Source organism: Epilithonimonas xixisoli (assembly GCF_004365655.1).
In the GTDB taxonomy this organism is placed as follows: Bacteria; Bacteroidota; Bacteroidia; order Flavobacteriales; family Weeksellaceae; genus Epilithonimonas; species Epilithonimonas xixisoli.
In genome coordinates this window covers 996,864-1,022,453 of sequence record NZ_SOEO01000001.1, presented here as the reverse complement: position 1 = coordinate 1,022,453, position 25,590 = coordinate 996,864, and the positions used below count along the sequence as shown (strand labels likewise).

The 25,590-nt window shown below is 36.4% G+C and carries 17 protein-coding genes and 1 pseudogene; 12 read left to right on the top strand and 6 right to left on the bottom strand.

The features are described from left to right. Nucleotides 1-19 precede the first annotated feature (19 nt). The gene (locus B0I22_RS04685; protein WP_133943491.1) at nucleotides 20-1,162 is read left to right on the top strand and encodes a DEAD/DEAH box helicase; all 1,143 of its coding nucleotides are present in this window, start codon (nucleotides 20-22) and stop codon (nucleotides 1,160-1,162) included. On the opposite strand, the gene B0I22_RS04680 is transcribed toward B0I22_RS04685, so the two are convergent. The 3 genes from B0I22_RS04680 to B0I22_RS04670 are packed head-to-tail and all read right to left on the bottom strand — an operon-like array spanning nucleotide 1,159 to nucleotide 6,549. Further along, complete coding sequence (locus tag B0I22_RS04680) at nucleotides 1,159-2,169, bottom strand: helix-turn-helix transcriptional regulator (RefSeq protein ID WP_133943490.1); 1,011 nt, start codon at nucleotides 2,167-2,169, stop codon at nucleotides 1,159-1,161. The two genes, B0I22_RS04685 and B0I22_RS04680, sit on opposite strands and share 4 nt — an antisense overlap. A 52-nt stretch (nucleotides 2,170-2,221) precedes the next feature. After that, nucleotides 2,222-2,557 (bottom strand): HopJ type III effector protein, encoded by a 336-nt coding sequence (locus B0I22_RS04675; RefSeq protein WP_133943489.1) that lies wholly within the window; start codon nucleotides 2,555-2,557, stop codon nucleotides 2,222-2,224. Then, nucleotides 2,554-6,549 carry an AAA domain-containing protein gene (locus B0I22_RS04670; protein WP_246022140.1) on the bottom strand — a complete coding sequence of 1,332 codons (3,996 nt, stop codon included), beginning with the start codon at nucleotides 6,547-6,549 and terminating at the stop codon, nucleotides 2,554-2,556. Before B0I22_RS04670 ends, B0I22_RS04675 begins: the two co-directional genes overlap by 4 nt. 879 nt (nucleotides 6,550-7,428) lie before the next feature. Between B0I22_RS04670 and B0I22_RS16460 the strand changes: the two genes are divergently transcribed. The 10 genes and pseudogenes from B0I22_RS16460 to B0I22_RS04630 all read left to right on the top strand — a co-directional run bounded on the left by B0I22_RS16460 (nucleotide 7,429) and on the right by B0I22_RS04630 (nucleotide 17,874). Further along, a complete protein-coding gene (locus B0I22_RS16460; RefSeq protein WP_425459592.1) occupies nucleotides 7,429-8,253 on the top strand; it encodes an RtcB family protein in 825 nt (274 codons plus the stop codon). After that, the gene (locus tag B0I22_RS04660) at nucleotides 8,231-8,980 is read left to right on the top strand and encodes a nucleotidyltransferase domain-containing protein (protein ID WP_133943487.1); all 750 of its coding nucleotides are present in this window, start codon (nucleotides 8,231-8,233) and stop codon (nucleotides 8,978-8,980) included. Before B0I22_RS16460 ends, B0I22_RS04660 begins: the two co-directional genes overlap by 23 nt. Nucleotides 8,981-8,985: 5 nt before the next feature. After that, nucleotides 8,986-10,044, top strand: coding sequence for a nucleotidyltransferase domain-containing protein (locus B0I22_RS04655; RefSeq protein WP_133943958.1), 1,059 nt, complete (start codon nucleotides 8,986-8,988; stop codon nucleotides 10,042-10,044). A gap of 540 nt (nucleotides 10,045-10,584) precedes the next feature. Further along, nucleotides 10,585-11,028, top strand: a complete 444-nt coding sequence (locus tag B0I22_RS04650; protein WP_133943486.1) for a MarR family winged helix-turn-helix transcriptional regulator — start codon at nucleotides 10,585-10,587, stop codon at nucleotides 11,026-11,028. Between the two features lie 71 nt (nucleotides 11,029-11,099). Continuing rightward, nucleotides 11,100-13,532 (top strand): TonB-dependent receptor, encoded by a 2,433-nt coding sequence (locus tag B0I22_RS04645; RefSeq protein ID WP_133943485.1) that lies wholly within the window; start codon nucleotides 11,100-11,102, stop codon nucleotides 13,530-13,532. A gap of 282 nt (nucleotides 13,533-13,814) precedes the next feature. After that, a pseudogene (locus tag B0I22_RS04640) lies at nucleotides 13,815-15,839 on the top strand (HsdM family class I SAM-dependent methyltransferase); the annotation flags it as partial. A 108-nt stretch (nucleotides 15,840-15,947) separates the two neighbouring features. Continuing rightward, nucleotides 15,948-16,490: a restriction endonuclease subunit S gene (locus B0I22_RS16405; RefSeq protein ID WP_281276576.1), complete on the top strand. Its 543-nt coding sequence runs from the start codon at nucleotides 15,948-15,950 to the stop codon at nucleotides 16,488-16,490. Between the two features lie 256 nt (nucleotides 16,491-16,746). Next, nucleotides 16,747-17,103 carry a hypothetical protein gene (locus B0I22_RS16315; protein WP_246022139.1) on the top strand — a complete coding sequence of 119 codons (357 nt, stop codon included), beginning with the start codon at nucleotides 16,747-16,749 and terminating at the stop codon, nucleotides 17,101-17,103. Between the two features lie 84 nt (nucleotides 17,104-17,187). Continuing rightward, nucleotides 17,188-17,469 carry a hypothetical protein gene (locus B0I22_RS16310; protein WP_246022138.1) on the top strand — a complete coding sequence of 94 codons (282 nt, stop codon included), beginning with the start codon at nucleotides 17,188-17,190 and terminating at the stop codon, nucleotides 17,467-17,469. Nucleotides 17,470-17,628: 159 nt separating this feature from the next. Beyond that, the gene (locus tag B0I22_RS04630; protein ID WP_133943483.1) at nucleotides 17,629-17,874 is read left to right on the top strand and encodes a hypothetical protein; all 246 of its coding nucleotides are present in this window, start codon (nucleotides 17,629-17,631) and stop codon (nucleotides 17,872-17,874) included. Between the two features lie 361 nt (nucleotides 17,875-18,235). Here B0I22_RS04630 and B0I22_RS04625 read toward each other — a convergent pair whose 3' ends face one another. The 3 genes from B0I22_RS04625 to B0I22_RS04615 all read right to left on the bottom strand — a co-directional run bounded on the left by B0I22_RS04625 (nucleotide 18,236) and on the right by B0I22_RS04615 (nucleotide 22,809). Next, a complete protein-coding gene (locus tag B0I22_RS04625) occupies nucleotides 18,236-20,443 on the bottom strand; it encodes a polyribonucleotide nucleotidyltransferase (RefSeq protein WP_133943482.1) in 2,208 nt (735 codons plus the stop codon). A gap of 230 nt (nucleotides 20,444-20,673) precedes the next feature. After that, entirely contained in the window at nucleotides 20,674-22,317 is a 1,644-nt protein-coding gene (locus B0I22_RS04620; RefSeq protein ID WP_133943481.1) for an ABC1 kinase family protein, read from the bottom strand. A gap of 177 nt (nucleotides 22,318-22,494) precedes the next feature. Further along, nucleotides 22,495-22,809 carry a DUF4286 family protein gene (locus B0I22_RS04615; RefSeq protein WP_133943480.1) on the bottom strand — a complete coding sequence of 105 codons (315 nt, stop codon included), beginning with the start codon at nucleotides 22,807-22,809 and terminating at the stop codon, nucleotides 22,495-22,497. A gap of 149 nt (nucleotides 22,810-22,958) precedes the next feature. Here B0I22_RS04615 and gyrA point away from each other — a divergent pair, with 149 nt between their 5' ends. Beyond that, the gene (gene gyrA / locus B0I22_RS04610; protein WP_133943479.1) at nucleotides 22,959-25,586 is read left to right on the top strand and encodes a DNA gyrase subunit A; all 2,628 of its coding nucleotides are present in this window, start codon (nucleotides 22,959-22,961) and stop codon (nucleotides 25,584-25,586) included. Nucleotides 25,587-25,590: the final 4 nt, after the last annotated feature.

The following is a 25,590-nucleotide window of genomic DNA, read 5'->3' as shown; positions in this document are numbered from 1 at the left end:
TGCACCAAATCAATATTTTATGTCATTCGAGTCGTTAGGATTATCCAGCAATATTATCAAATCTGTCAAAAAATTAGGTTATCTAAAACCTTTTCCGATTCAGGAACAATCGATTCCTGTGATTTTGGAGGGAAGAGATTTTATGGGAATTGCACAAACTGGTTCTGGGAAAACGGCTTGTTTTGTGATGCCGATTTTAGAAAAACTTCAAAACACGGAAGTTAAAAAAGACCGTAATGTTCAGGTTTTAATATTGGTTCCGACTCGTGAATTGGCAATTCAGATTGATGAAGTTTTCCGAGCTTTCACAGATAATTTGAAGCGTGAAGTTAAAACGATGGCAGTTTACGGCGGCGTTTCCATCAATCCGCAAATGAAAGGAATGTTTGGCGTGGAAGTTTTGATTGCGACGCCTGGAAGATTGCTTGATTTGATTGACCATAATGCGTTGAGTATCTCTGGAATTCAACATTTGGTGATAGATGAAGCCGACAAAATGTTTCAACTAGGTTTTGGCGAGGAAATGAACAAGCTTTTCGGTTTGATGCCTGCGATGAAACAAACGACGTTGTTTTCAGCTACTTTGGATGATAAAGTTTCTGAGATGAAACAACGTCTTTCCATCAATCCAACATTGATTGAAATCAAAAAAGAAGAAGTTACCATTGATGATATTGAGCAATTGGCTTATCACGTGTCTCCTGAAAACAAAGGGCCTTTTTTGCGTTATTTAATTAAAGAAAAAAAGGTTGAGAAAGCTTTAATCTTTGTTTCTTCCACAAAATCTGCAGATAATTTGGTTGAAAAACTAAAGAAAAACAAAATAAAAGCGGTTGCAATCCACAGTCAGAAATCGCAAGGTGCAAGACGAAATAATTTGGAAGAATTCAAAGTAAACGGTGCGCAAATTTTGGTTGCAACAGATTTGATTGGTCGTGGAATTCACATCGACGCGTTGCCTTGTGTCATCAATTATGAATTACCTCGTTCGCCTTTGGATTATATTCACAGAATCGGTAGAACTGGTCGTGCGGGCGAAAAAGGAACAGCGATTAATATTTTGACCGACGACGAGTTACAACATTTCCGAGTGATCCAAAAGAAAATGGGAAAGAAAGTCACGCTTCAAAGAACGGAAGGAATTAATTTACACGGTTATTAATTTATCGTTTCAGAAGTATAATTTTCCGCTGCTAACTTTAGACTTCTGGCAATTCGTTGCTTTAATTTTCTTGGCGCCAAAACGGTGATAAACTCTCCCATTCCCAAAATCATTCTTTCCAATTCGAAATTGAGTTGAACACAGATTTTGAAAGTTGTTCCCGTCTCATCTTCTTCTATAATCTCCTGAGAATGATGAAAAGGTTTGGTTTTCACGTAAGGTACGTGTTTTGAAATCACTTTGAAAATCACATTTTTCGGACGTTGTGTTTCCGAAACAGTTACGCCAATTACTTCTCCGAAATACCGATCAGAATTGAAATCTTTGTCAATATATTCTGTTTTCTCATCGATTTCAATTTCTTCCATTCTATCCAAAGCGAGATTCATCATGCTGTTCTTATGAAAACAAATGAGAAACCAACGGTTGTTGTATTCCTTCAACAATTGCGGATGAACAGTCAGAATATTCATTTCCCTTGCTTTGAAACTTTTATAACAAATCTTCAAAACCTTCTTGTTCAAAATACTTCCGTAAAGCGTATCGATATGCTCAAGACCTTTTAGCTGCTCATTTTTGTCAAGATGAATGATTGATTTTTGATTCGTCGATTGTATCGAATCTTCCAACTTTTGAATGACTCCGTTCATATCCTTGAACATCGAAAAATCCTTGAATTGCTTCAGAATCTGAACGGCATTGTTCATCGCTTTCAAATCATTTTCATTAACGGAAATTTGATGAATACTATATTCTGGATCACTGTATCGATAATATCTTCTTTCATAAACCTCGATTGGCGCTTCATATCCAAATTTCTCACTTCGCATATTCTGCAAGTCGAGTTGAACAGTTCGTTTGCTCACAAAAGATTCTTTGCCTTCAAACTCAAACAACGCTTCGGAACATTCGTCAATCAAATCTTCCAAAGTATATTTTTTGAACTTGTTCTTCAGACATTTGTCCAAGGTTTTGTAGCGGATTAATGCGTTTTTGTTGGATGACATAAAGCTTTTATTAATGATGAAAGATAAGTGATAAATGATCTTTACTTAAATTCTAAAATCTTCGTTTCAAAGCCTCACCCTCAAACGAAATACCATCCCAACCAAACTCAATAAAATTTCTGATATTCTGATGGTCATTTCCTTCAGGATTTTGCAAAACATCTGTTCTGTAAAATTCTCCAAACAAAGCCAAAGTTTCTTCTTTGGATAATGCATTCAACTTTGCAAAACTGAAAACCTTGCAAGAGCCATTATTCTGGTCAGCTTCATTCACTGTGTTTCCGTTCTTGAATTTCGTCGGCGTAAAATCGTAATGTTCATCGATGAATGCAATCACATCTTTGAATTGAATCTCGCCTGCTGATTTTTCTAATTGTTCAAATATCATAGTAATTTTTTATTTATTTTTTGAAGTTCATTTTCTAAATTCCGCCAAACACTCTGGCTCCAAATTCTGACGTACTCAAAACCCGAATTCTTCAACACTTTTTCTTTGTGCAGATCTTCCAGATAGCCCAATTCGTCAGCGTATTTCTCTTTGCTCATACATTCTACAATCAAAGATTTCTTGCCTTCTTTTTCAATGAGAATATCAAATTGATAACCACCAAAATCAATATTCTTCGACAATTTATAATCTGGAAAATCCTTTTTCAATCGGTCAAAAATCTGATCAATAAACAGATTGGATTCGCCACTTTCATTAGACTGTTTCGAATATCCGAATTGATCCAAAACATTCAGAATTTCCAATCTTCCATTCTCATTTTCTTCACTCACCGCCTTGCAATAAGCCAAATAAGCATAGAAAACCGCCTTTCGATTGTTTGAACCTTCTTGTTGCAAAGCATCTTTGTAATTGGAAAAAACCTCTTCCGGAATCGAGTTGCAGATGTAGATTTTTTCTTTTGCTCGCGTAATGATCACATTCAGTAATTTGTAACCTTTGGTGTGATTCACAGGTCCAAAACTTTGAATGAATTTCCCACTCGATTTCCGCCCATAAGTCGTTGAAATGATGATAATATCGCGCTCATCACCTTGGATATTTTCAAGATTTTTGATGAATAATCCTGATGATTCCAAACCCTGAATTCTCTCTTTGAATTTATCATTTTCAGGCAAATTGGCTTTCTGAACAATCTTTCGTTTGATATAATTCCGTTGCAAAATATTGAAAGTCGCAATTCCCACAGAAGGATAATTCCCATCTTTCAAAGGCTGAATGCTTTCCAAAATCTCCAAAACTTTATCCGCTTCTTCCTTATTCGTATGCTCATCAAAAACACCGTCGATTTGGAAAAATTCTATCGGTTTATTTTCAGATTTTGTCGGAAGTGGTTTCAACCTCGAATTATAAAAAGCGTGGTTGGAAAAGTCAATCAAATAAGGATGTTTGGAACGGTAATGGAAATCAAGATGATTCTTTTCATAGTTATTTTCCATCGCATAATCCAATAGAGATTCGATGTTCAACATTGCATTTTTGTACGTGATAACTTCGGCTTCAGATTCAATATCATCCTCGTCCTCAATCGTTCCATCAAACACTTTGCTAAAATAATTGGAAGGTGGCATTTGATGCTCATCGCCTGCAATGATCACGTTTTTCCCTTTCAAGATCGCTGGCAGATTGTCTTCCAATTTCAACTGACTGGCTTCATCAAAAACGACATTATCAAAATAAAAATTCTTGCCCTGAAAAAGATTACTGCAAGCATCCGGCGTCGTCAAAATGATTGGGAAGAAATGCGTGAAAAGGTCAATATCTTTCTGAACGATTTGTCTCAAAGTCAGTCTTTTGTGATTGATACTGCTTCTTTTGTTATACAGATTCGCCACAGTTACATCCTTATTATTTTGCTCAAATTGCTTCACCGAATTCTGTTGGGCAACGTTCCAGAAAAACTCCACAAAACTCTTCTGAGAAATCCCCAATTGCTTAATTTTTTTTCCGATTTCCTCATAATTTCTCTCACTGAAATTCAGTTTCGGGTCAGAATAATGATTGAGCAACAACGGGTAATAAGCCGAATAAAACGTCGGTTTCCAATTAGTGATCGGATACAATTTTTCCAAAATCGACTTCTGAAAATTCGAAAGCGAATTATAAAAAGTAAACCAGCTAAACGCTTTCAACAAAGGATTCTCTGGATTGTTTCTGTAAGTTTTGTAAAGTTCTAAATTTCGCTCAATATAAGTTATGAAGCTTTGATAAGTATTCCCAAATTCCAGATTATTCAACCAAGAATCATTGGAGATTACCTTGCGTAATTGCTGGATTTTTTGTGAGATCATTTCGGTTTCACGACCAGAAATAACGGGATCAAAGGCATTAAGAAAATCAATCTCAGTAAAACTTGTTTCTAATTTAGACAAAAACTCAGACTGAATCTCCTGAACTTTCGGTCTATAATTGATGATCTCATTTCTATTGTTCCAAAGGTGATCAGACAAATTGATGGCAGGGAAAAATTCCTTCAAACTGATTTGCTTTACCAATGAACTCAGCTCCAGCAATCGCTTCTGGGCCTTGATCTTATTTTTCTTGCTTGATGAAAATAGCGCCGTTAGTTTATAGAAAAAACCATTCGTAATTTCCGGATGCAATTCCTCCGAGCTTTGATTTAAGGTTGAGGTCAGAACTTCGGTTTCATCAATATAGTCGGAAACTTCTTGCAGATTCTTCCCAAAATCCTGTTTGCGCTTTTCCTCATAGATCGGTTTGAAATCATTAATCAAATTCTGAATTTCTTTCCAAGAATACTCATAATTCTGAAAAGCCGAATCCAAATTCTGCTGACTGCTATGGAAATTATCTTTAATTAATTTTTTAGGATTGATGAATGATGATGCTTCATAAGGCTTGAAACTTTGATACAATTCTTCCCCATTTGCCAAAACATTCTCAATCACTTTAAATTCATCTTCAGAAAAATAAAGCTTCAGATCTTGCAGATTAATATTTTCCTTGGAGTCTTGATAGGTCAAAAGATTCCCTACAATCTCCGTCCAGTTTTTTCCTGGAACCAATTCAGAATTCAAGAGCTCGTGGACAGCGTTTATCGTATCTTTATGCTGAGAGATTTCTGTCAGTTGATTTTGCAATGATTGCTCAGAATATGGCTGAATCAGCTTTTTAAAATCCGCCGAATCAATCGTATTTCGGACTGAATCTACCACCAACTTTCTATCAGTCGAAGCATCTTTGATCATAATGCAATAGCGTCCCAGACCCAACTTTTGCAACGCATTGTAAAGCACTTCCAGCGCCGTTTGCTTCTCGCAGACGACAATGGTTTTTTGTTTATTCTCCAGGGCATTCAGCAAAACAGCCGTCAAAGTTTGACTTTTCCCCGTTCCTGGTGGACCTTGGATCAAGATCTTGGATTGAGATCTCAACGACTCCAAAATCCCTTGTTGTGATGGATCGGTTTCTACGGAAGTAATACTTTGAAAACTACCTTTCTCGAAATTTTCAATAGGTTTGAATTCCTTCTTCAAAGTCTCATAATCATTGATGATATTCTGCTTCTGAACCTCAAAGATGGAGAAAACGCCAGATTTCATAATCACCGAATCCCCTTTATTCGGAACGCGGTTTTCATAAGAAGCTTTGGCTTTTATAAAAGGAATCTCTTCATAATTATTGAGAATAAAATCCAGATTCTGCGTAATCTTCAGCTGATCCAACAGGCTCTGACAGATATTAAGAAGTTCTGGTTTATCGATTTTTCCATCGGCAAGCATTTCCTCCGAGATTTGTTTGATGCTAATACCAGAATCACTTTGCAGATGGTTGATGAGCACCTCATTCACATAGATCGGGTCATCTTCCGTCCGGCTGATTTCCCAGGTATTCATCTCGTTGACCGCTTTTATCGTCACAGACCAAATCAGGATGGGCGATGCAGAGATCTGTCCGTCCATATCTTTTCGAATCAGGATTGGGAAACCAAAACCCAAAGAATTCACGCCTTTCTCCGACTGAATCACTTCGTTTTGGAAGATTAGATTTTCCAGGCTGGTCGTCAGCTTATCGAGAGCACTCAGTTTATTTTTCTCTTGGGGAACTTCCGCGATTGCAGAGTTGGGAAACAGTTCTTCATTGGTTTTACCCTCGTCCTCCAAAAGATAACTATCATTCTTAGGTGTCTCCGTATTTTTTTGATGGACAGAGAATTTGAAATTCACATTTTTCTGAGTCAAAAGATTGACGATAAAATGTTCAGGTAAACTTTTTTCTATCTCAGACAATCTCGCTAAATCAAATTTATATCTTGAGTTTCCTGGAATTGCATTGAGGTGAACGCCTCGTCTGTTTCCGGTTTTGAGCTTGTTTTGAAAGGCCTGAAAGATATCCGAATTCAAATTCTCCATTGTGCTTTTTAAAAAATTTTCATTAAATGTATAAAAAAATTCAGATACGCAAAAACATTGCGCACTTACGCAATTACTTTGCATCATCAAAATGACCTTGTAGCTTAAAAGGAAAAGCCTACGGAAAAATTGACGTATTCGTGGATTTTGAGGATATTCCGGTTAGACCTGTGCGGACTAATGGGTAGAGTTTACAGATGCACCGAAATTTAGTAGGGAAGCGTATTTACAGCCTCAATGCCAATATGGAATGTGAGTTCGAATCTCATCAAGGTTACAAATAAAATTAATATTATGACTACAATCACAGGAAACGACTTAATCGCTTTAGGATTCACACCTAAAAAATGGTTTGCCGAAGCTTTACAATATATCAACGAAAACAACCTTGATGAAACTCAAATGAAAGAATATCTGGAGCAGTTCAAATCTCCGGAACCGATTTCATTATTAGAAAATCCGGCAGAATTCATCATCAACATCAGAGCAGAAGATGAAAGCGAAAATGACAACGTAGAAAAAGTCATCAACACAATGAATGTCCTAATGAAAACCCCAACTTTAATTGGCGGTGCAATTATGCCTGATGCTTGTCCAACCGGACCAGAAGGTCATATTCCAGTTGGCGGAGTTGTGGTAGCGAAAAACGCCATTCATCCAGGTTTTCATAGTGCAGATATCTGTTGTTCTGTGATGCTGACAGATTTTGGAAAAGCAAATCCTAAAGATGTTTTGGATACAGCACATTCTATCACGCATTTCGGTTACGGAGGAAGACCACGAAGTGAACAAATGCCGATGTCTCAGGAATTGATGGATGCTTTCAGAGAAAATCTTTTCCTGAATGATGAAAACCTAATTAGCATCGCCCGTTCGCATATGGGAACTCAAGGAGACGGAAACCACTTTTTGTTTGTTGGGATTTCCAAAAACACAGGAAACACAATGTTGGTAACACATCACGGTTCCAGAGCGCCTGGTGCAAAGTTATATGACAAAGGAATGAAAGTCGCCAACCGCTTCCGAATGGAACTTTCGCCGGAAACGTTGAAAGAAAATGCGTGGATTCCGTTTGAAACTGAGGAAGGAGAACAATATTGGGAAGCTTTGCAGTTGATTAGAAAATGGACGAAAGAAAACCACGAATCCATTCATAATGCGACTTTGGAAAAATTAAATATCGAAAAACAAAATAGATATTGGAACGAACATAATTTTGTATTCAGAGATGGAGATTTATTCTACCACGCGAAAGGAGCAACTCCGCTGGACGACAAATTTTTGCCGGATATTACAGGTCCAAGACTGATTCCTCTGAATATGGCGGAACCTGTATTGATTGTTCAAGGGACAACCAACGACAGAAATTTAGGTTTTGCTCCTCACGGTGCAGGAAGAAACTTCAGCAGAACGCAGCATAAAAAATCTCTGGCTCATAAAACCATTGATGAAGTTTTTGCTGAGGAAACGCAAGGTCTCGATATCAGATTTTTTACCAACGAAATTGATATTTCCGAATTGCCAAGCGCCTACAAAAGTGCAAAAAACGTAAGAGCGCAAATTGAGGAATATGGACTTTGTGAGGTTCTGGACGAAGTAATGCCTTATGGTTGTATAATGGCTGGCGATGTTGGGAAGAATGCGTCTTGGAAAAAGAAGAAAAAATTTAGACAACAAAACAATGAAAACAAAAATAATAGATAAATTAAAAACTCTCGAAAAAGAAAAAAATATAGAGATACTTTTTGCGATAGAATCAGGAAGCCGTTCTTGGGGATTTGCTTCTCCGGATAGCGATTATGATATACGTTTCATATACAAACATCCGGTTGACTGGTATCTTTCGCCTTGGGAAAAACGGGACACGATAGAATTTATGACAGAAGATGATTTGGACGGTTCTGGTTGGGATTTGAAGAAAACATTTCTTTTGTTAAACAAATCAAACGTTCCACTTTTGGAGCATTTGTTTTCACATATATTTTATATAAAAAACGATGCATTTTTGGAAAAGATGATACCTTTAGCACAAGAAGCTTTTTCTCCTGTTGCAGTAGTTTTCCATTATTTATCGATAAGTAAAAAATATTTGGAATCGTGTAACAAGGACGAAGTGAAGCTTAAAGATTATTTCTACTGTCTGCGGACAATTTTAGCCTCAAAATGGGTCGTTGAGAAAGGAACTTTTCCGCCTGTGATATTTCACGAAATGTTAGATTTGTTACCAGAAAATATATTTAATAAAGTTCAATTTTTATTGAATGTAAAATCTGAAAATGGAGAAAAATATTTTCACGCTCAAGATTGGGAACTTTTTGAATATCTTAAATCGGAAATAGAAAACCTTTCAGAAAAGGCAAAAACTTTGAGAGCTGGAAATCTTGATAAATCAAAAGCTGAAAAAGTTTTTTTAGAATTATTAAAATCGTAACAATGATAACTATCGATTTTTTAAAACAAAACAACCTTATCCTTTTCGAAGCCATTTCCGGAAGCAAGTCTTTCGGATTGGCGACGGAAAATTCGGATACGGATATAAAAGGTATTTTTTATCTGCCGAAAAATATGTTTTTTGGTTTAGAATATATTCCGCAAGTTTCAAACGAAACTAATGATATTGTATATTATGAAATAGGACGTTTTGTTGAACTTCTATTAAAAAACAATCCAAATATTCTGGAAATATTAGCACCGCCAGAAGATTGTATTCTTTACAAAAATCCGATAATGGATAAGTTCCGTCAGGAAAATTTTTTGTCAAAACTTTGTAGAGATACATTTGGCGGATATGCATCAACACAGATTCAGAAAGCAAGAGGACTTAATAAAAAGATTGTAAATCCTGTTGAAAAAGAACGAAAAGGAATTCTGGATTTTTGTGTGATATTGGAAGATTCAAATTCAATTCCTGCAAAAGATTGGTTGAAGAAAAAAAACTTTTTAAAGGAAAATTGCGGATTGGTAAAGATGCCAAATTCAAAAGGAGTTTTTGCGTTATTCTATGATGAAATTGGAAATAAAAACTACAATGGAATCCATAAAAATGAAGATTCTAATGAAGTCAGTTTATCTTCTGTTCCAAAAAATGAAAAGCTGGAAGCTTATTTATTTTTCAATCAAGATGCCTATTCTACTTACTGCAAAAGCTATAAGGAATATTGGGATTGGGTAGAAAAAAGAAATGAAGACCGGTACAATACCAATCAAAAGCACGGGAAAAATTATGACAGCAAAAATATGATGCATACAATTCGACTTTTGCAATCGGCTGTCAACATTTTCAAGAATAATAAGATTGAAATCCGTGTCAAAAACCGCGATGAACTTTTGGATATCAAAGCTGGAAATTGGGATTATGATGATTTGCTTTTGTTGGCTGACCAATTAATCGAAGAATTGAATTTGTTGGCGAAAAACTCTTCATTGCCAGATTTCCCTGATAAAGAAAAAGCTGAGAAAAATTTAATTGAGATTAGAAAAAAGCTTTATTCATAAAAATTTGTATTTAATGTTTATTTGAACTTTCATTTAAATCTCAATTGAATTAAAATTTAGTAAAAACAAATATTAACAAAATAATTGTTGGGAAAGTGGAAATTATCAACAATGAATTTTCGATTTTGTTTGACTTAAAATTTAGAATTGATGAAAGGAGAATAATTATTGAAAACAAACTTGATAATAACAAAAAAAGTAAAAACAAGAAACTATACGCCATCATTGGTCCCGCATCTCTATCTTGAGGTGGATTAAAGTAAATGTAAATCGGAACAATAAAAATAACTATTGAAATCGCGTGTTTAAGATATTTTTCAATCATATTAAATTCTCTAAATAAATCTAACAATCAAAGATATAAAAAATACAATCCATAATTTATGGCAATATTTTTTATAGATATTTCAAGTGCATGAGTAACACTATCAAAACCCGATAGTGTTACTTTTTTTTCACCCATTTGTAACAAATCAAAAACAATCACAACAAATTAATTGACATATCAATAATTGATAAGTCATTTTAAAATTTCAAACTATGGAAAAATTAGATTCAATCATATTTTACAACATCGATAAAGCCATCAGAGCTTACAGAAATTACGCACAGAGACAACTGAAAGAAAACGGTTTCAATATCACGATTGACCAATGGCTCATCATAAAAGCCATTCTCGAAAATCCAGAAATTACCCAAAACGAAATCGGAAATCTGGTTTTCAAAGACAATGCTTCTGTCACAAGAATTATCGAATTATTAGTAAAATCCAAATTCATTTCCCGAGAAGTTCACCCCAATGACCGTAGAAAAACCAATCTGAAAGTTACCAAATCAGGAAAAGAAATCATCGAAAAAGTTCAGAACCTCATCGAGAACAACCGAAGCGTAGCCTTAGAAAATGTTTCTAAAACTGAACTGGAAATAATGAACTCTGCCCTTCTCAAAATATCAGAAAACTGCATCAACACAAAAAATAAATAAAGCATATTCATCTGCAAAATCACTTAAATCTGCGAGAAATAAAAATCAGTTTCAACAAAAAAAATAACACAATGACCAGACTATTTCTAATCATCCTATTATGGATGGTCTCTTTCTTCACAAATGTGTTTGCACAGTCCAGCCAGAATTTTTCTTTGTCAGGAACGATTGATTCCGGCAATACAAATCAGATAGAAATCAATCTTTTCAATTCAGAAAACAAATTGGTAAAAACCGAATTAGCCGACCAAAATGGAAAGTTTAGTTTCAATGATTTAACTTCAGGAAATTACAATCTGAAAATCAATAAAAGCGGAACAGAAGTTTATCAATCACAAGTTTCCGTGAATGAAAATACCACACTTCCTTCGATTTCACTCAATGAAAAATCAATCGAAGCCGTAACCATTACCAAAGTAAAACCTTATATCGAACGGCAGGACGGAAAAATGATTCTGAATGTAGAAAACAGCATCGCCTCCACCGGAAATTCCGCCTTCGAAGTGTTGGAAAAAGCGCCCGGCGTGAATATCGACAGCAACGACAATATCAGCATGCGTGGCAAAGCAAACCTGCTCGTTCAAATCGATGGAAAAAACACGCCGATGACAGGAACCGACCTTGCCAATTACCTCAGAGGAATCCCTTCTTCGACAGTCGAAAAAATCGAATTCATTACCAATCCTTCATCAAAATACGATGCATCCGGAACTTCTATCATCAACATCAGACTCAAAAAAGACCAGCGAAAAGGCACCAACGGCAGTCTTTCCACGTCTCTCGGAACCGGAAAATATGTGAAGAACAACAACAGTTTCAGCATCAATCACAGAAACAAAAAAGTGAATCTTTTTGCCAATTACAGCTTTGCTTACAGAGAATTTTACAACAAATTGACTTTAGATAGAAACTTCTATGAAAACGAAACGTTCCAAAACGCCTATGTTCAGAACAATTTCCTGAAAATGAACTTCCGAAATCACATCGCAAAAGTCGGAATGGATTATTACGCCAACGATAAAAATGTTTTAGGATTTTCAGTTGGTCTTGTGAGCAACAGGTTTGACCCGACGAGCAATAACGACACTCAGATTCTGAATCAAAATTACCAGCCGGACGGAACTTTCAACACCAAAAGCAACAACCGCGACCATTGGAAAAATGCGTCTTTAAACTTCAATCACAAATACAAAATCGATTCGCTGGGTTCAGAACTCACGACAGATTTGGATTATATCAATTATGCTAACACATCGCTTCAAAACTTCAATACAAGAAATTTTGATAATAATGGAAACCTTTCTCCGTCAAGTCCAACTAACCCAAACCCCTATATTTTAAAAGGCGATTTGGACGGAAACCTCAATATTTATTCCTTAAAATCAGACCTTATCAAAGTCTTCAAAAAGAACTGGAAATTGGAAACAGGACTTAAAACGAGTTTTGTAAAAGCGGACAACGACCTTCAGTTTTTTGATGCCAGTTCCGGAACTTCCGTTATTGATAATTCTAAGACCAACCATTTCATTTACGAGGAAAACATCAATGCCGTTTATGGAAACGTGATTAAGAATTGGGAAAAATTCAAAGTCAATTTTGGTCTCAGAATGGAAAATACCAACGTGACAGGAAATCAGCTCACAACCAACCAAATCAACAAAAAGAATTACACACAGTTATTTCCAAGTGCCGTTTTTTCTTATGATGTGGATGACAAAAACAGCGTAGAACTCAACTTCAGCAGAAGAATTACCAGACCGAATTACCGTCAGCTCAACCCATTCAAATTCTATCTGGACCCGACAACCTACCAAGCCGGAAATCCCAATCTCGACCCGCAAACCACGATGAATTATGAGTTCACGTACAGTTTGAGCAACAAGTATTTTGCGACCTTGAGCTACAGCAAAACCAACAAAAACATCACAGATGTCCTGATGCCGATTATCGAAGACGGAAAAACGGTGGTGGTACAGACCAACGAGAATCTCAGTTCCGCTTCTTATTACGGACTCAACCTGATTGCGCCTGTAAAAGTGACCAAATGGTGGGAGATGAACAACAGTGCCAATTTCTATTACGGCAGTTACACCGGCAATATTTCCGACACCAATATCAAGAATCAGGGGAACTTCACATTTGACCTCAACAGCATCAATTCTTTCAAAATCGGAAATGGTTTTTCAGCAGAACTTTCGGGGAACTACAAAGCCAAAGAAGTTTACGCCTATATGTACCTGAAACCGATGTGGTCTGTAAACATCGGTGCTCAGAAGAAATTCAAGAACAACAGCACGCTCAAGTTTTCTTTCAACGACATCTTCTTCAAGAGCAATCCGGAAGCCCGAAACATCTATTCCGGCTATGCAGAAAACTTCATTGTGAGAAGAGACACCAGAATGGCAACGCTTTCCTATACTTATAACTTCGGCTCAGGAAAATCTGGACAAGCGAGGAAAACTGGTGGGGCGGATGATTTGAAGCATAGGGCTGGGAATGGGTAAAACAATTATCATTGCGAGGAGCGAAGTGACGAAGCAATCTCTACTTTGCAAACATCCTCTTTATCATTCCGGAGGAATCTAAACTAATTTATTAAATGATGTGAAAAATATCATTTTGAAATATTGACCGAAACTCATAATAGTATTTTGAATGGTCAGGGATAAAATTACTACTCAAAATATAGAGTTAATAGTAGAATTTGTTTATTTTTCGTAGACTATAATAACATAGATAATATTATTAAACTATTTTTGCAAATTATCAAAATACCATAGAATAAAATGAAGGACTGGAATTTGGAAGATAATGTAAATGATTGGGTAAAATCAGAATTTGCAAGAATTAAACAAAACAACTATACTGTAGAATCGGCAATGTCTGATTTTTTAAAAGATGCAATTCAAAAAGGCGTGATTTTAAAACGTCTCGCTCTTGAAGAAGCTGGTGAAACAGAAAAAGGCAAATCTTGGAAACCTGATTTTCACCTTGAAATATTCGCTGATCGAAAAATCCCTGTTTTAATTGAAAATAAACTAGGCATTAATAAGCTATCGGCAACCAATGGTGATAAAATCAAAAACGATATAAAATCCGTTAAAAATTTCGCAGTAAATGGAGCAATTCATTACGCACAATGTGCTATAATGAGTAAAAAATATACCGAAGCAATTGCAATTGGAATAGCTGGTAATAATGCTAATAACGTAACTATAAAAGTGTATTATGTTTTTGGCGCAACTGATGAAACATACAAATTAATAGACACTTACACTTCATTAGATTTTTTAGAATCAAAAAAATCATTTGCAGAGTTTTACAAAGCAGCAACACTTACAGAAGACGAAAAACATAAAATTTTAATAGACTCGCAAGCGAAATTACAAGAATATGCAAAGAAGCTAAATAAATTGATGAATAATCACGCTATTACAGCTCCTCAACGTGTGCTATATGTTTCGGGAATGCTTCTAGCTATGCAAGATATTGCGGATATTAAAAATGGATTAACTCCAGACGATTTAAGAGGAATCAATCTAGACAATCAAAGAGACGGAGACACTATCGTAACTCAAATAGAAAATTACCTTAAATTAAAAGAGATACCATTAGATAAATTAAATCTAATGATGGCATCCTTTAAGGAAATTAACAAAGATACCGACCGTGATAAAAAAACAGATTTAGACCCCATAATAGGAAAGTTATTACCTGATTTGGCAAGTGTCAATAAACAAATTTTCACATACATCTATGAAAACATTTTTTTGTCTATAGACTCTATGAGTGGGCATTTAGATATTATGGGAGAAATGTATTCTGAATTTTTGAAGTATGCACTTGGTGATGGAAAGGAAATTGGGATTGTTTTAACTCCACCTTATGTTACCAAAATGATGACCCAAATTTTAGAAGTAGATGAAAACTCTAAGGTTATGGATTTAGCCACAGGTTCAGCTGGTTTTTTAATTTCATCTATGGAAATGATGATAGAATATGCAGAAAAAAAATATGGTAAAAACACTACGAAAGCAATTGACAAAATAAAAGAAATTAAGAAAAATCAGTTGCTTGGAGTGGAGCTTAACGCAGAAATGTTTACGCTAGCTTCAACAAATATGATTTTGCGTGGCGATGGTTCAAGTAACATCCGTAAAGGTTCATCTTTTAATGAGCCAGCCGACCTTTACAGAGAGTTTAACGCCGATAAATTATTACTAAATCCACCTTTTAGTTTTAAAGAAAATGGAATGCCATTTATTCTGTTTGGTCTTGAAAATATGAAGATTGGCGGCAAAGCGGCAATTATAATTCAAGACTCTGCAGGAAACGGTCGAGGCGTTGAAAGTTGTAAAGCTATTTTGGCTAAAAACCAATTATTAGCAAGCATCAAAATGCCTATAGATTTATTTATACCTATGGCAGGAGTTCAGACCTCTATCTATGTTATCGAGCATACAGGCAAAAGCCACGATTATAAAAAACAAGTCAAATTTATTGACTTTAGGAACGATGGTTACAAACGCACCAAACGAAGTCTTATTGAATTAGACAATTCGATGCAACGCTATAATGATATAGTTGAAATCTATAAAAATGGAGTAACAGCAGATGTTTCTCCGACTTTATGGAATTTGAAGCAAACAATTGTAATGAGTGTTATATCTAAAAATGGAAACGATTGGAATTTTGATCATTATCAAAAAATTGATACCAAGCCAACAATTAAAGATTTCAAAAAAACTATTGGCGATTACTTAGCTTGGGAGGTGTCAAACTTACTAAGACAAAAAAATGAAGATAAAAGTTTTGTGGCTGCACTGGAAAAGGAACGTATAGCAGAGCTAAAATTGTGTTTTTCAGCTCCAAATCTTAAAAACTATATTTTGACTGGTGAAGAAAAACGAGTATTTGAAATGTTTGAAAAAGGTGAAGTGAAATTTGAAGAGTTTGAAATTCAAAAACTATTTGATGTTTCACCATCTAAAGCTTACAAAATGAATGATAGAAATATTCTCATCGAAAATGGTAAAACCCCATACGTTTCCAATCAATCACAAAATAATGGTTATATCGGTTGGAGTAATTTAGAACCACTAAACCCATCAAATGTAATTACATTGAGTGATACTTGGCAATCAGAACGAACAATTTTCTATCAACCTACTGAGTTTATTGGAAAAAGTCATTTACAAGTACTTAAAGCATACGACAAAAACTTTCAAAAATTTGAATTGTTTTTTGCCATTTCAAGTTTTAGAAAAGCAATTTTAGAATTGAATTATGATTATGGGACAAAATTTAATCGTGATAAAATCAAAATAACTAAAATTCAATTACCGGCTATCAATAATGAAATTGACTTTGCTTTGATGAGAGCTCTTATTTCCGCAATTCAAAAATTGGTTATTAAAGATATAGTCTTGTTTGCCAATAAAAAAATAGATTCCCCTCGCTAGCGTCCCGCTCGTGCTTTCTCACAACAAACCTCTGCTAGCGCGAGCGTCCCGCTCGTGCTCATTAGTAAAGTAAAAAAATCCCGATAGCGCGGATTTGCAATCCGTGCATCCAAAAAAAACAAAAAACCCTAGCCTCCCGCTAGGGTTTCCCATTCCCAATTTAACATAATATTACATAATTCACAATTAATCAATCTTTTTATTATCAGATTCAAAATAAATTCTATATTTGAAGACAACTAAAAATACAAATATTATGTCTTCAACATCAGAAGTAGGACACGCTAAAAACGTAGCCAACCTACAAAAACTCACAGAGCAAGTTTCCGTTTACACACTTTACAACCCTCCCGTAGCAAGTCTATCGGTCTCCAATCTCCAAACCCTCTACACCACTGCCGTTGCAAAACTCAGCGAAGTAGAAGAAAAACGAAATGCCAACAAAAACGCCATCGCCCTGCGTCAGGTAGCATTCGAAAACCTGAAACCAACCTGTACCAGAATTCTAAGTCTGTTAGAAATCCTAGGCTTACCACAAGGAACCATCGACCAAGCGAGAACCCTAAACCGCACCATCCAAGGCGGACAAAAGAAACCAAAAACCACAACCTAAGAAGGCGGAGAACCACCAAAAACAGTATCCACTTCCCGCCAATCATACACCCAGCAAGCCGAAAATTTCGGAATCCTCTTGCAGTTGCTGGCAACTATCCCCAGTTACACGCCTAACGAAGACGATTTAAAACTAACCACGCTATCGCCTTACCACGCTTCACTGATAAGCACAACACAACCCGTAGACCAGACCGAAGCCGAACTCAATGTCAAACTAATAGAAAGAAATCAAATTCTATACGCAGAAAACACTGGACTCTACGATATTGCCCAAAACGTCAAAAAATATGTCAAAGGTCTTTATGGTGCTACCTCCACAGAATATGCCAACGTATCATCAATCAAGTTTACTGAACCTAAATAATACACAGACGAGTCAATAGTCTATTACACAGTCTGATTTTTCTAATGCCACATCCTGTCAAGATATGTTGACAGGATGTTTTTATAATAGTGTACTACTAGTACTGTCATCCTGAGGCTCTCGAAGGATTCTTAATAAAGAAATTCCTATTTTAATACAATGCTTTCATATTATCCCATCTGGAATTATATTCTCGCATCCGGAAGTTATATTCTTGCATCCGGAAACTATATTCTTGCATCCGTAAGTTATATTCTCGCATCCGGAAACTATATTCTTACATCCGTAAGTTATATTCTCGCATCCGGAAACTATATTCTTACATCCGGAAGTTATATTCTTGCATCCGTAAACAATATTCTGCCGTCCGTAATTAATTTTCTCTTATCCGGAACTAAATCCTGAATTCACAAAAGCTCCAGAGGAGCAACCTGTTAATAGAAACACCCAGTTACAAGATATAGGCGTGCCGTAGGTACGCCACTACCCTGTCATCCGGAGTCTCTCGAAGGACAATAAATAAAAAATTCCTTTCAAAAATATTCTGCCGTCCGCAATTAACATTCTCTTATCCGGAAACTAAATCCCGAATTCACAAGAACTCCAGAGGAGCAACCTGTTAATAGAAACACCCACCCCACAAACACAAGAGTGCCGTAGGTACGCCCAACCCTGTCCTCCTGAGGCTCTCGAAGGACAATAAATAAAAAATTCCAAAAAAAATCCCCCGATAACTCGGGGGATTCAATATCATTAAGACTTAATCTTATGCTTCGTTCAAAGGCTTGTGTTCTCCTGGTTGGTCTTTACCTTCAGGGTTCACTTGACTTTCTGGTCTTGGTTTAGGAGTCGGTCTTTCTGGTCTTGGCAACAATACTTTTCTGGAAAGTTTCATTTTCTTACGGTCATCATAACCCATAAACTTCACCTCAACTTGGTCACCTTCGTTGTAAGGCACTTTATCAAGACGCGCCCACTCGATCTCAGAAATGTGTAGAAGTCCTTCAGTTCCCTTAGCGATCGCTACGAAAGCTCCGAAGTCCATTACTTTCACAACTCTACCTTGGTAAACTTCACCTACAGTTGGTACAAAAGTGATCTCGTTGATCTTTGCGATAGCCTCGTTGATCTTCTCTCTACTCACACCAGAGATCTCGATTCTTCCGATCTCTCCAACTTCCTCGATAGCGATAACAGTATCCGTATCTTTCTGCATCTGCTGAATGATCTTTCCACCAGGTCCGATTACCGCACCAATGAAATCTTTAGAGATTTCTAGCATCACCATTTTCGGAGCGTGAGGTTTCACGTCTTCTCTTGGTGCAGAGATGGTTTCGTTTAATTTATCAAGGATATGCAATCTTCCGTCTCTAGCTTGTAGAAGGGCTTTCTCCATAATGTCCATAGACAATCCTTGGATCTTGATATCCATTTGGCAAGCCGTGATTCCGTCTGCAGTTCCGGTTACTTTGAAGTCCATATCTCCCAAGTGATCTTCATCACCCAAGATATCAGAAAGCACTGTGAATTTTCCTGTTTTGATGTCAGTTACCAATCCCATCGCGATTCCAGAAACTGGTTTCTTGATCTGAACACCCGCATCCATCAATGCTAAAGTTCCTGCACAAACAGTCGCCATAGAAGATGAACCATTGGATTCCAGGATATCAGAAACGATACGAATGGTGTAAGGATTTTCTTCCGGGATCATATTCGCCAAAGCTCTCTGAGCCAGGTTTCCGTGACCAACTTCTCTTCTTGATGTTCCTCTCAAAGGACGAGCTTCACCAGTTGAGAATGGTGGGAAGTTATAGTGTAGGAAGAATCTCTCGTCGTAATTGATCATCACGCTGTCAACCATATTTGCATCTTTCACAGAACCTAAAGTTACTGCTGTCAAAGATTGAGTTTCCCCTCTTGTGAAGATCGCAGAACCGTGTGCACCTGGCAAATAATCGATCTCACTCCAGATCGGACGGATGGTTTGAGGATCACGACCATCAAGACGGATCTTATCATTCAAGATCATCTGACGCATCGCTTCTTTCTCAACATCGTGGTAATATACTTTTACGAAAGGTGTTACTCTCTCCAATTCTTCAGCGTTATCAACATATTGAGCCAAGAACTCTTCACGCACCGCTTTGAATTTGTCGCTTCTTTCTTCTTTACCTGAAGGCGATTTCGCTACTTCGTATACTTTATCGTAAGTTTCTTTCCAAACTTTCTCACGGATCGCTTCGTCGTGATTCTCGTGGCTGTATTCTCTTTTTGGAAATGATTTACCAACTTTTTCAGCCAATCTCTCCTGAGCTTCAACTTGTTTTTTGATCTCAACGTGAGCGAAGTTGATAGCCTCCAGCATTTCTGCTTCAGAGATCTCCTTCATCTCGCCTTCTACCATTACGATAGAATCTTTCGTTGCACCAACCATAATATCAAGGTCAGCGATTTTAAGGTCTTCTAGTTTTGGATTAACAGAAAGTTTTCCGTCAATTCTCACCACTCTTACTTCAGACATTGGCCCGTTGAAAGGAATGTCCGTGATCGCGATCGCTGCAGATGCTGCAAAACCAGCCAGATCATCTGGAATGGATTGTCCATCGTAAGAAATCAAAGAGATCATCACCTGTACTTCCGCGTGGAAATCTTCAGGGAACAATGGTCTTAGAACTCTGTCCACCAAACGCATTGTCAAGATCTCCTGATCGGATGGTCTAGCTTCTCTTCTGAAAAAGTTTCCAGGGATTTTCCCACCTGCGTAGAATTTCTCTCTGTAATCTACTGTCAATGGCAAGAAATCTACGCCATCTTTTGCTTCTTTGCTGGCTACAACAGTTGCTAAAAGCATTGTCCCGCCCATTTTTACTACTACAGATCCATCAGCCTGTTTTGCCAATTTCCCTGTTTCGATTGTGATCTCTCTGCCGTCTGCAAGAATGACCGTTTCTGTAATTGCTTGAGGTATACTCATAAATTCTTTTGTGTTGCACTCCGTATTGAGTGCTTTAATTAATTATATTTCGTCTAAAAATGTGGTGCAAATTTAATGTATTTATTTGAATATAATTAATAAGTATCAAAACAAGAATTTTTAAATGAATGATTTAAGTAATAATTCCTATCAAATCAAACTAATCTTACAAATTTAACATTTCAAATCTGCTGAATCTATCAAATCAGCGAGATGATAAAATTTTAAAACTATTTTCTAGTAATCCTTAATAATAAGATTATTACCAAAACTACCGAAAACAAAAATCCCAAAACAGCCACCAAAGACATTTCGCCAATTCTTGGTCCAGATTCTGAAACGAAAACGATGGATGTTGCAATGATATTTGCTCCTAAAACCATTGCTAAGATTAGATTAATGATACTCGATTTGATAAGATTATTGGTTTTCTCAATATTTTTTATCTCGCTGGAAATGGTGAATTTATTATCATCCAGTTTTTGCAGAACGGAGCGCAACTCTTTCGGGATTTCATCCACATTATCGGTGAAATTCATCATTTTGTCCATTCCACTTTTGAAGAGTTTTTTTGGACTAATTTTTCTCGTCAAGATTTTCTTGGTGTAAGGATGCAGACTTTTCACAATGTCCAAATCGGGATTGATTGTTCGCCCAACACCTTCTATCAAACCAATTCCTTTAAACAAAAGATAAAAATAATCCGGCATATAAAGCTGATTGTCCTTCAAAACGTCTTTCATTTTATTAATGATAATATGCGGATCGATATTTTTCAATGACGTGCTGTGAACGAAATTCAGAACTTCTTCCACATCATTTTCAAATCGCCTCTCATCCGGAATCTCGTAGCTGACCGCCATTTTTTTTAATGACCTTACAATCTTATTAGAATTTTTAGCAACAAAAGCCACAATCAAACTTTCAAGAATCTCTTTATCATTTGGCTGAATTTTCCCAACTGCACCAAAATCAATAAAGACGACTCTCCCATCTCTCTTCACCAAAATATTCCCTGCGTGTGGATCGGCGTGGAAAAATCCGTAATCCAAAATCTGAGAAACGAAAAGCCTCAAACCAACTTCTGAGATTTTGATAGGATCAATATTATGATTCAAAAGTTCAGCTTTATCTGTAACCTTAATTCCATCAATAAACTCCATACAAAGGACATTATTATTGGAAAATTCGTCGTAAACAATTGGAACGTAGGTTTCCTTATTATTTTTGAAATTTAAAGCAAACTGCTTGATATTATTTCGTTCATTGACCAAAGAAACTTCTTCTAACAATGACTTTTCAAAAGTGGCAATGGCTTGTTTTAAGTTCAATTTTGAAGCAATCTCTGAATAGGTCGAAATCAATTTCACTAAATCTTTTATTAATAGCAAATCATCCTCAATAACACTTAGAACATCCGGTTTTTTGATCTTTAAAATAACTTCTTCTCCAGTAATCAAAGTTGCTTTGTAAACCTGAGCAATAGAAGCCGTTGCTAAAGGTTTTACAACAATCTCCGAGAAATGTTCTTTAACAGAAATATTGAATTCATTTTCCAAAATCTCCTCAACATTCATATCAACAATTTCTACCCGATCCTGAAGTTTCTGCAACTCCTGAATCAGTTCTGGCGGAAGCAGATCTTCCCGATTACTGAACGTTTGTCCTAGCTTCACGAACGTCGGACCCAATTCTTCCAAAACCAATCTAATCCTTTCGTAAACCGTTCCTTTGGAAATGATTTCGTCAGAATTTACCGAATTTTCTTCCGGTTTTTTGCCCATTCTGGCAATCATATCTTTAAAACCATACTTACTGAGAACGGAAATTAATCTGGCAGAACGCTTAAGTTTTCGTTGTTGTTTGTCGAACATAATTATAAAAATAAAGGAGCTACAAAGTAACTCCAAAAATTATTCCCAGAAAATTAAAAGGTCTTTGAGAGCCTCAGACTGACATTTGATAGTATTTGATTCCACTTTTACTGACATTAAGATAGAACTTTAAAGTAAAAATCTGCGAGAGAATAATTTTTAGACTCAAAACCTTATTTAAAATCTCTTTTTCTTAGGATTTAAAAAAGTTGGGAAAATCATCACTTGCTCACCAAATCTCCCATTAATTCTTTCTTCCAAGTTTACCATTTCACTTTCCATAAATTGCTCTCTCATCTCATCATTATCAAAAACTAAAAATAAATTGGTATTCTTTCCTTCGCTTACCATATCCGATTGAACTTCGGAAAGGATATATTGCTCCACATCCAAAAGATTTTCCACCATCTGATGCAGATCACTTTCCACATAGATGTCCCATTCTTCAATTTTATTTTCGATTGTATGAAATGTAATACTAAGGATGCTCATTTTTTATATTTTTTTATGATTAATGTTGATAAATTCAGAATGCAAAAATCGGTTTTTTTTTGTAAATTAGCCCGTTATAAAAAACAGAAAAACTTGAAGCATCAGAATGTATTTTAAAATTCTGATTTACAATAAATTAAAAAATATTTATGCATAAGGAAGGAGAAAGGTTAATACCAATCAACATTGTTGACGAGATGAGAACCTCTTACATCGATTATTCGATGTCAGTAATCGTATCAAGAGCTTTGCCAGATGTGAGAGATGGACTGAAACCCGTTCACAGAAGAGTGCTCTACGGTATGTATGGTCTTAATGTCTTTTCTAACAGAAAACATTTGAAATCTGCGAGAATTGTTGGAGACGTTTTAGGTAAATATCACCCACACGGCGACAGCTCGGTTTATGATGCAATGGTAAGAATGGCGCAACCGTGGAGTTTGCGTTATCAGATGGTTGACGGACAAGGTAACTTCGGTTCTATGGACGGCGATCCACCAGCAGCAATGCGTTATACGGAAGCAAGACTTAAAAAAATATCCGATGAGATTCTTGCCGATCTTGATAAAGAAACTGTTGATTTTCAAAATAACTTTGATGACAGTTTAACAGAGCCTACCGTTCTTCCTACAAGAATCCCAAGTCTTTTGGTCAATGGAGCTTCCGGAATTGCAGTTGGTATGGCGACGAATATGGCGCCTCACAACTTATCTGAAAGTATTGATGCGATTTGTGCTTATATTGATGATAAAGAAATTACCATCGATGAGTTGATGAAGCACATCATTGCTCCAGATTTCCCAACAGGTGGAATCATCTACGGTTATGATGGCGTGCGTGATGCTTTCCATACAGGAAGAGGGCGTATCGTTTTGAGAGCGAAAATCAATTTCGAAGAGATTGGAAATAGAAATGCGATCATCGTAACAGAAATTCCTTATCAAGTCAACAAAGCAGAAATGATTGCCAGAACTGCTGAATTGGTTAAAGATGATAAACTTCCGGGAATTTATGAAATCCGTGATGAGTCTGACAGAAACGGAATGCGTATCGTTTATGAACTTAAGAACGATGCAATACCAAATGTCGTATTAAACCTTTTATATAAATACACTTCTCTACAAACTTCATTTTCAGTTAATAACATCGCCTTAGTTAAAGGAAGACCTGTACAGCTGAATGTGAAAGATATGATCTTACATTTCGTAGATCACCGTCACGAAGTAATTGTAAGAAGAACAAAATACGAACTTAGAAAAGCACAGGAAAGAGCACACATTCTTGAAGGCTTTATGAAAGTGATCGGAACTCAGGATTCTCTTGACAGAGCGATTGCAATCATCCGTCACAGCGCCAATCCACAAGCCGCGAAAGAAGGTTTGATTGAAGAATTTGAACTTTCTGAAATTCAGGCACAAGCAATTCTAGATCTTCGTTTGGCTCGTCTTACGGGAATGGAATTGGACAAGATCCGTGCTGAGTACGAAGAAATAATGGCTTTAATAAAAGATTTGGAAGACATTTTGACGAATGAACCAAGACGTTATGAGATCATCAAAACTGAACTTCAAGAAATCAAAGAAAAATACGGCGACGAAAGACGTTCTGAAATCGATTACTCTGGAGGAGAATTCTCTATTGAGGATATCATCCCAGACGAAAAAGTTGTTTTGACTATTTCTCACGCTGGTTACATCAAAAGAACACTTCTTTCTGAATACAAAGTACAATCCAGAGGTGGCGTTGGAAACAGAGCGGCAACTACGAGAGATGAGGATTTCTTGGAATATATCGTAACTGCAACCAACCACGAATACCTACTCTTCTTCACAGAAAAAGGAAAATGTTTCTGGCTAAGGGTATTCGAAGTTCCGGAAGGATCTAAAACTTCAAAAGGAAGAGCGGTTCAGAATTTAATTAATATTGAGCAAGACGATAAGATCAAGGCTTACATTAGAACCAAAGATCTTAAAAATCAAGAATATATCAACCAAATGAATGTTGTGATGATCACCAAGAACGGTACCATCAAGAAAACATCATTGGAAGCTTACTCCAGACCAAGAACAAATGGTGTAAATGCTATCGAAATCCGTGATAATGATGCATTATTAGGCGCAAGATTGACAGACGGAAATTCTCAAATTATGATTGCTACCAAAAACGGAAAATGTATTCGATTCCCTGAAGAAAAAGCGAGAGCTGTCGGCAGAGGATCGATTGGTGTACGTGGAATTTCTCTTGAAGATAGTGACGAAGTAATCGGAATGATTGTTGTAAATGACTTGGAAAATGATACAGTTTTGGTTGTATCAGAAAGAGGTTATGGAAAAAGAACAGCCGTAGAAGATTACCGAATCACAAACAGAGGTGGAAAAGGTGTAATCACGCTGAACATTACTGAGAAAACCGGTAATCTGATTGCTATCCAAAGTGTGACAGACGAAGACGGATTGATGATTATCAACAAATCTGGTGTTGCCATCCGAATGAATATGAACGAAATGCGTGTGATGGGTAGAAATACCCAAGGTGTGAAAGTCATTAATCTTAAAACCAAGGACGAAATTGCAGCGATTGCAAAAGTAGAAATGGATAGTGAAGTTGTGGAAGAAGAAGACGGAGAAGTTGCAGAAAACGACAGTAACAATCCAGAATTCAAAGTGAAACCACAGACTGGAAACAATCAGATCAACATCGGCGACGAGGAGGAACTGAAGAAAATCGAAGATGAAGAAGCCGCTGATAATGCTGATGAAACCGAAGACAACGAATAAAAAA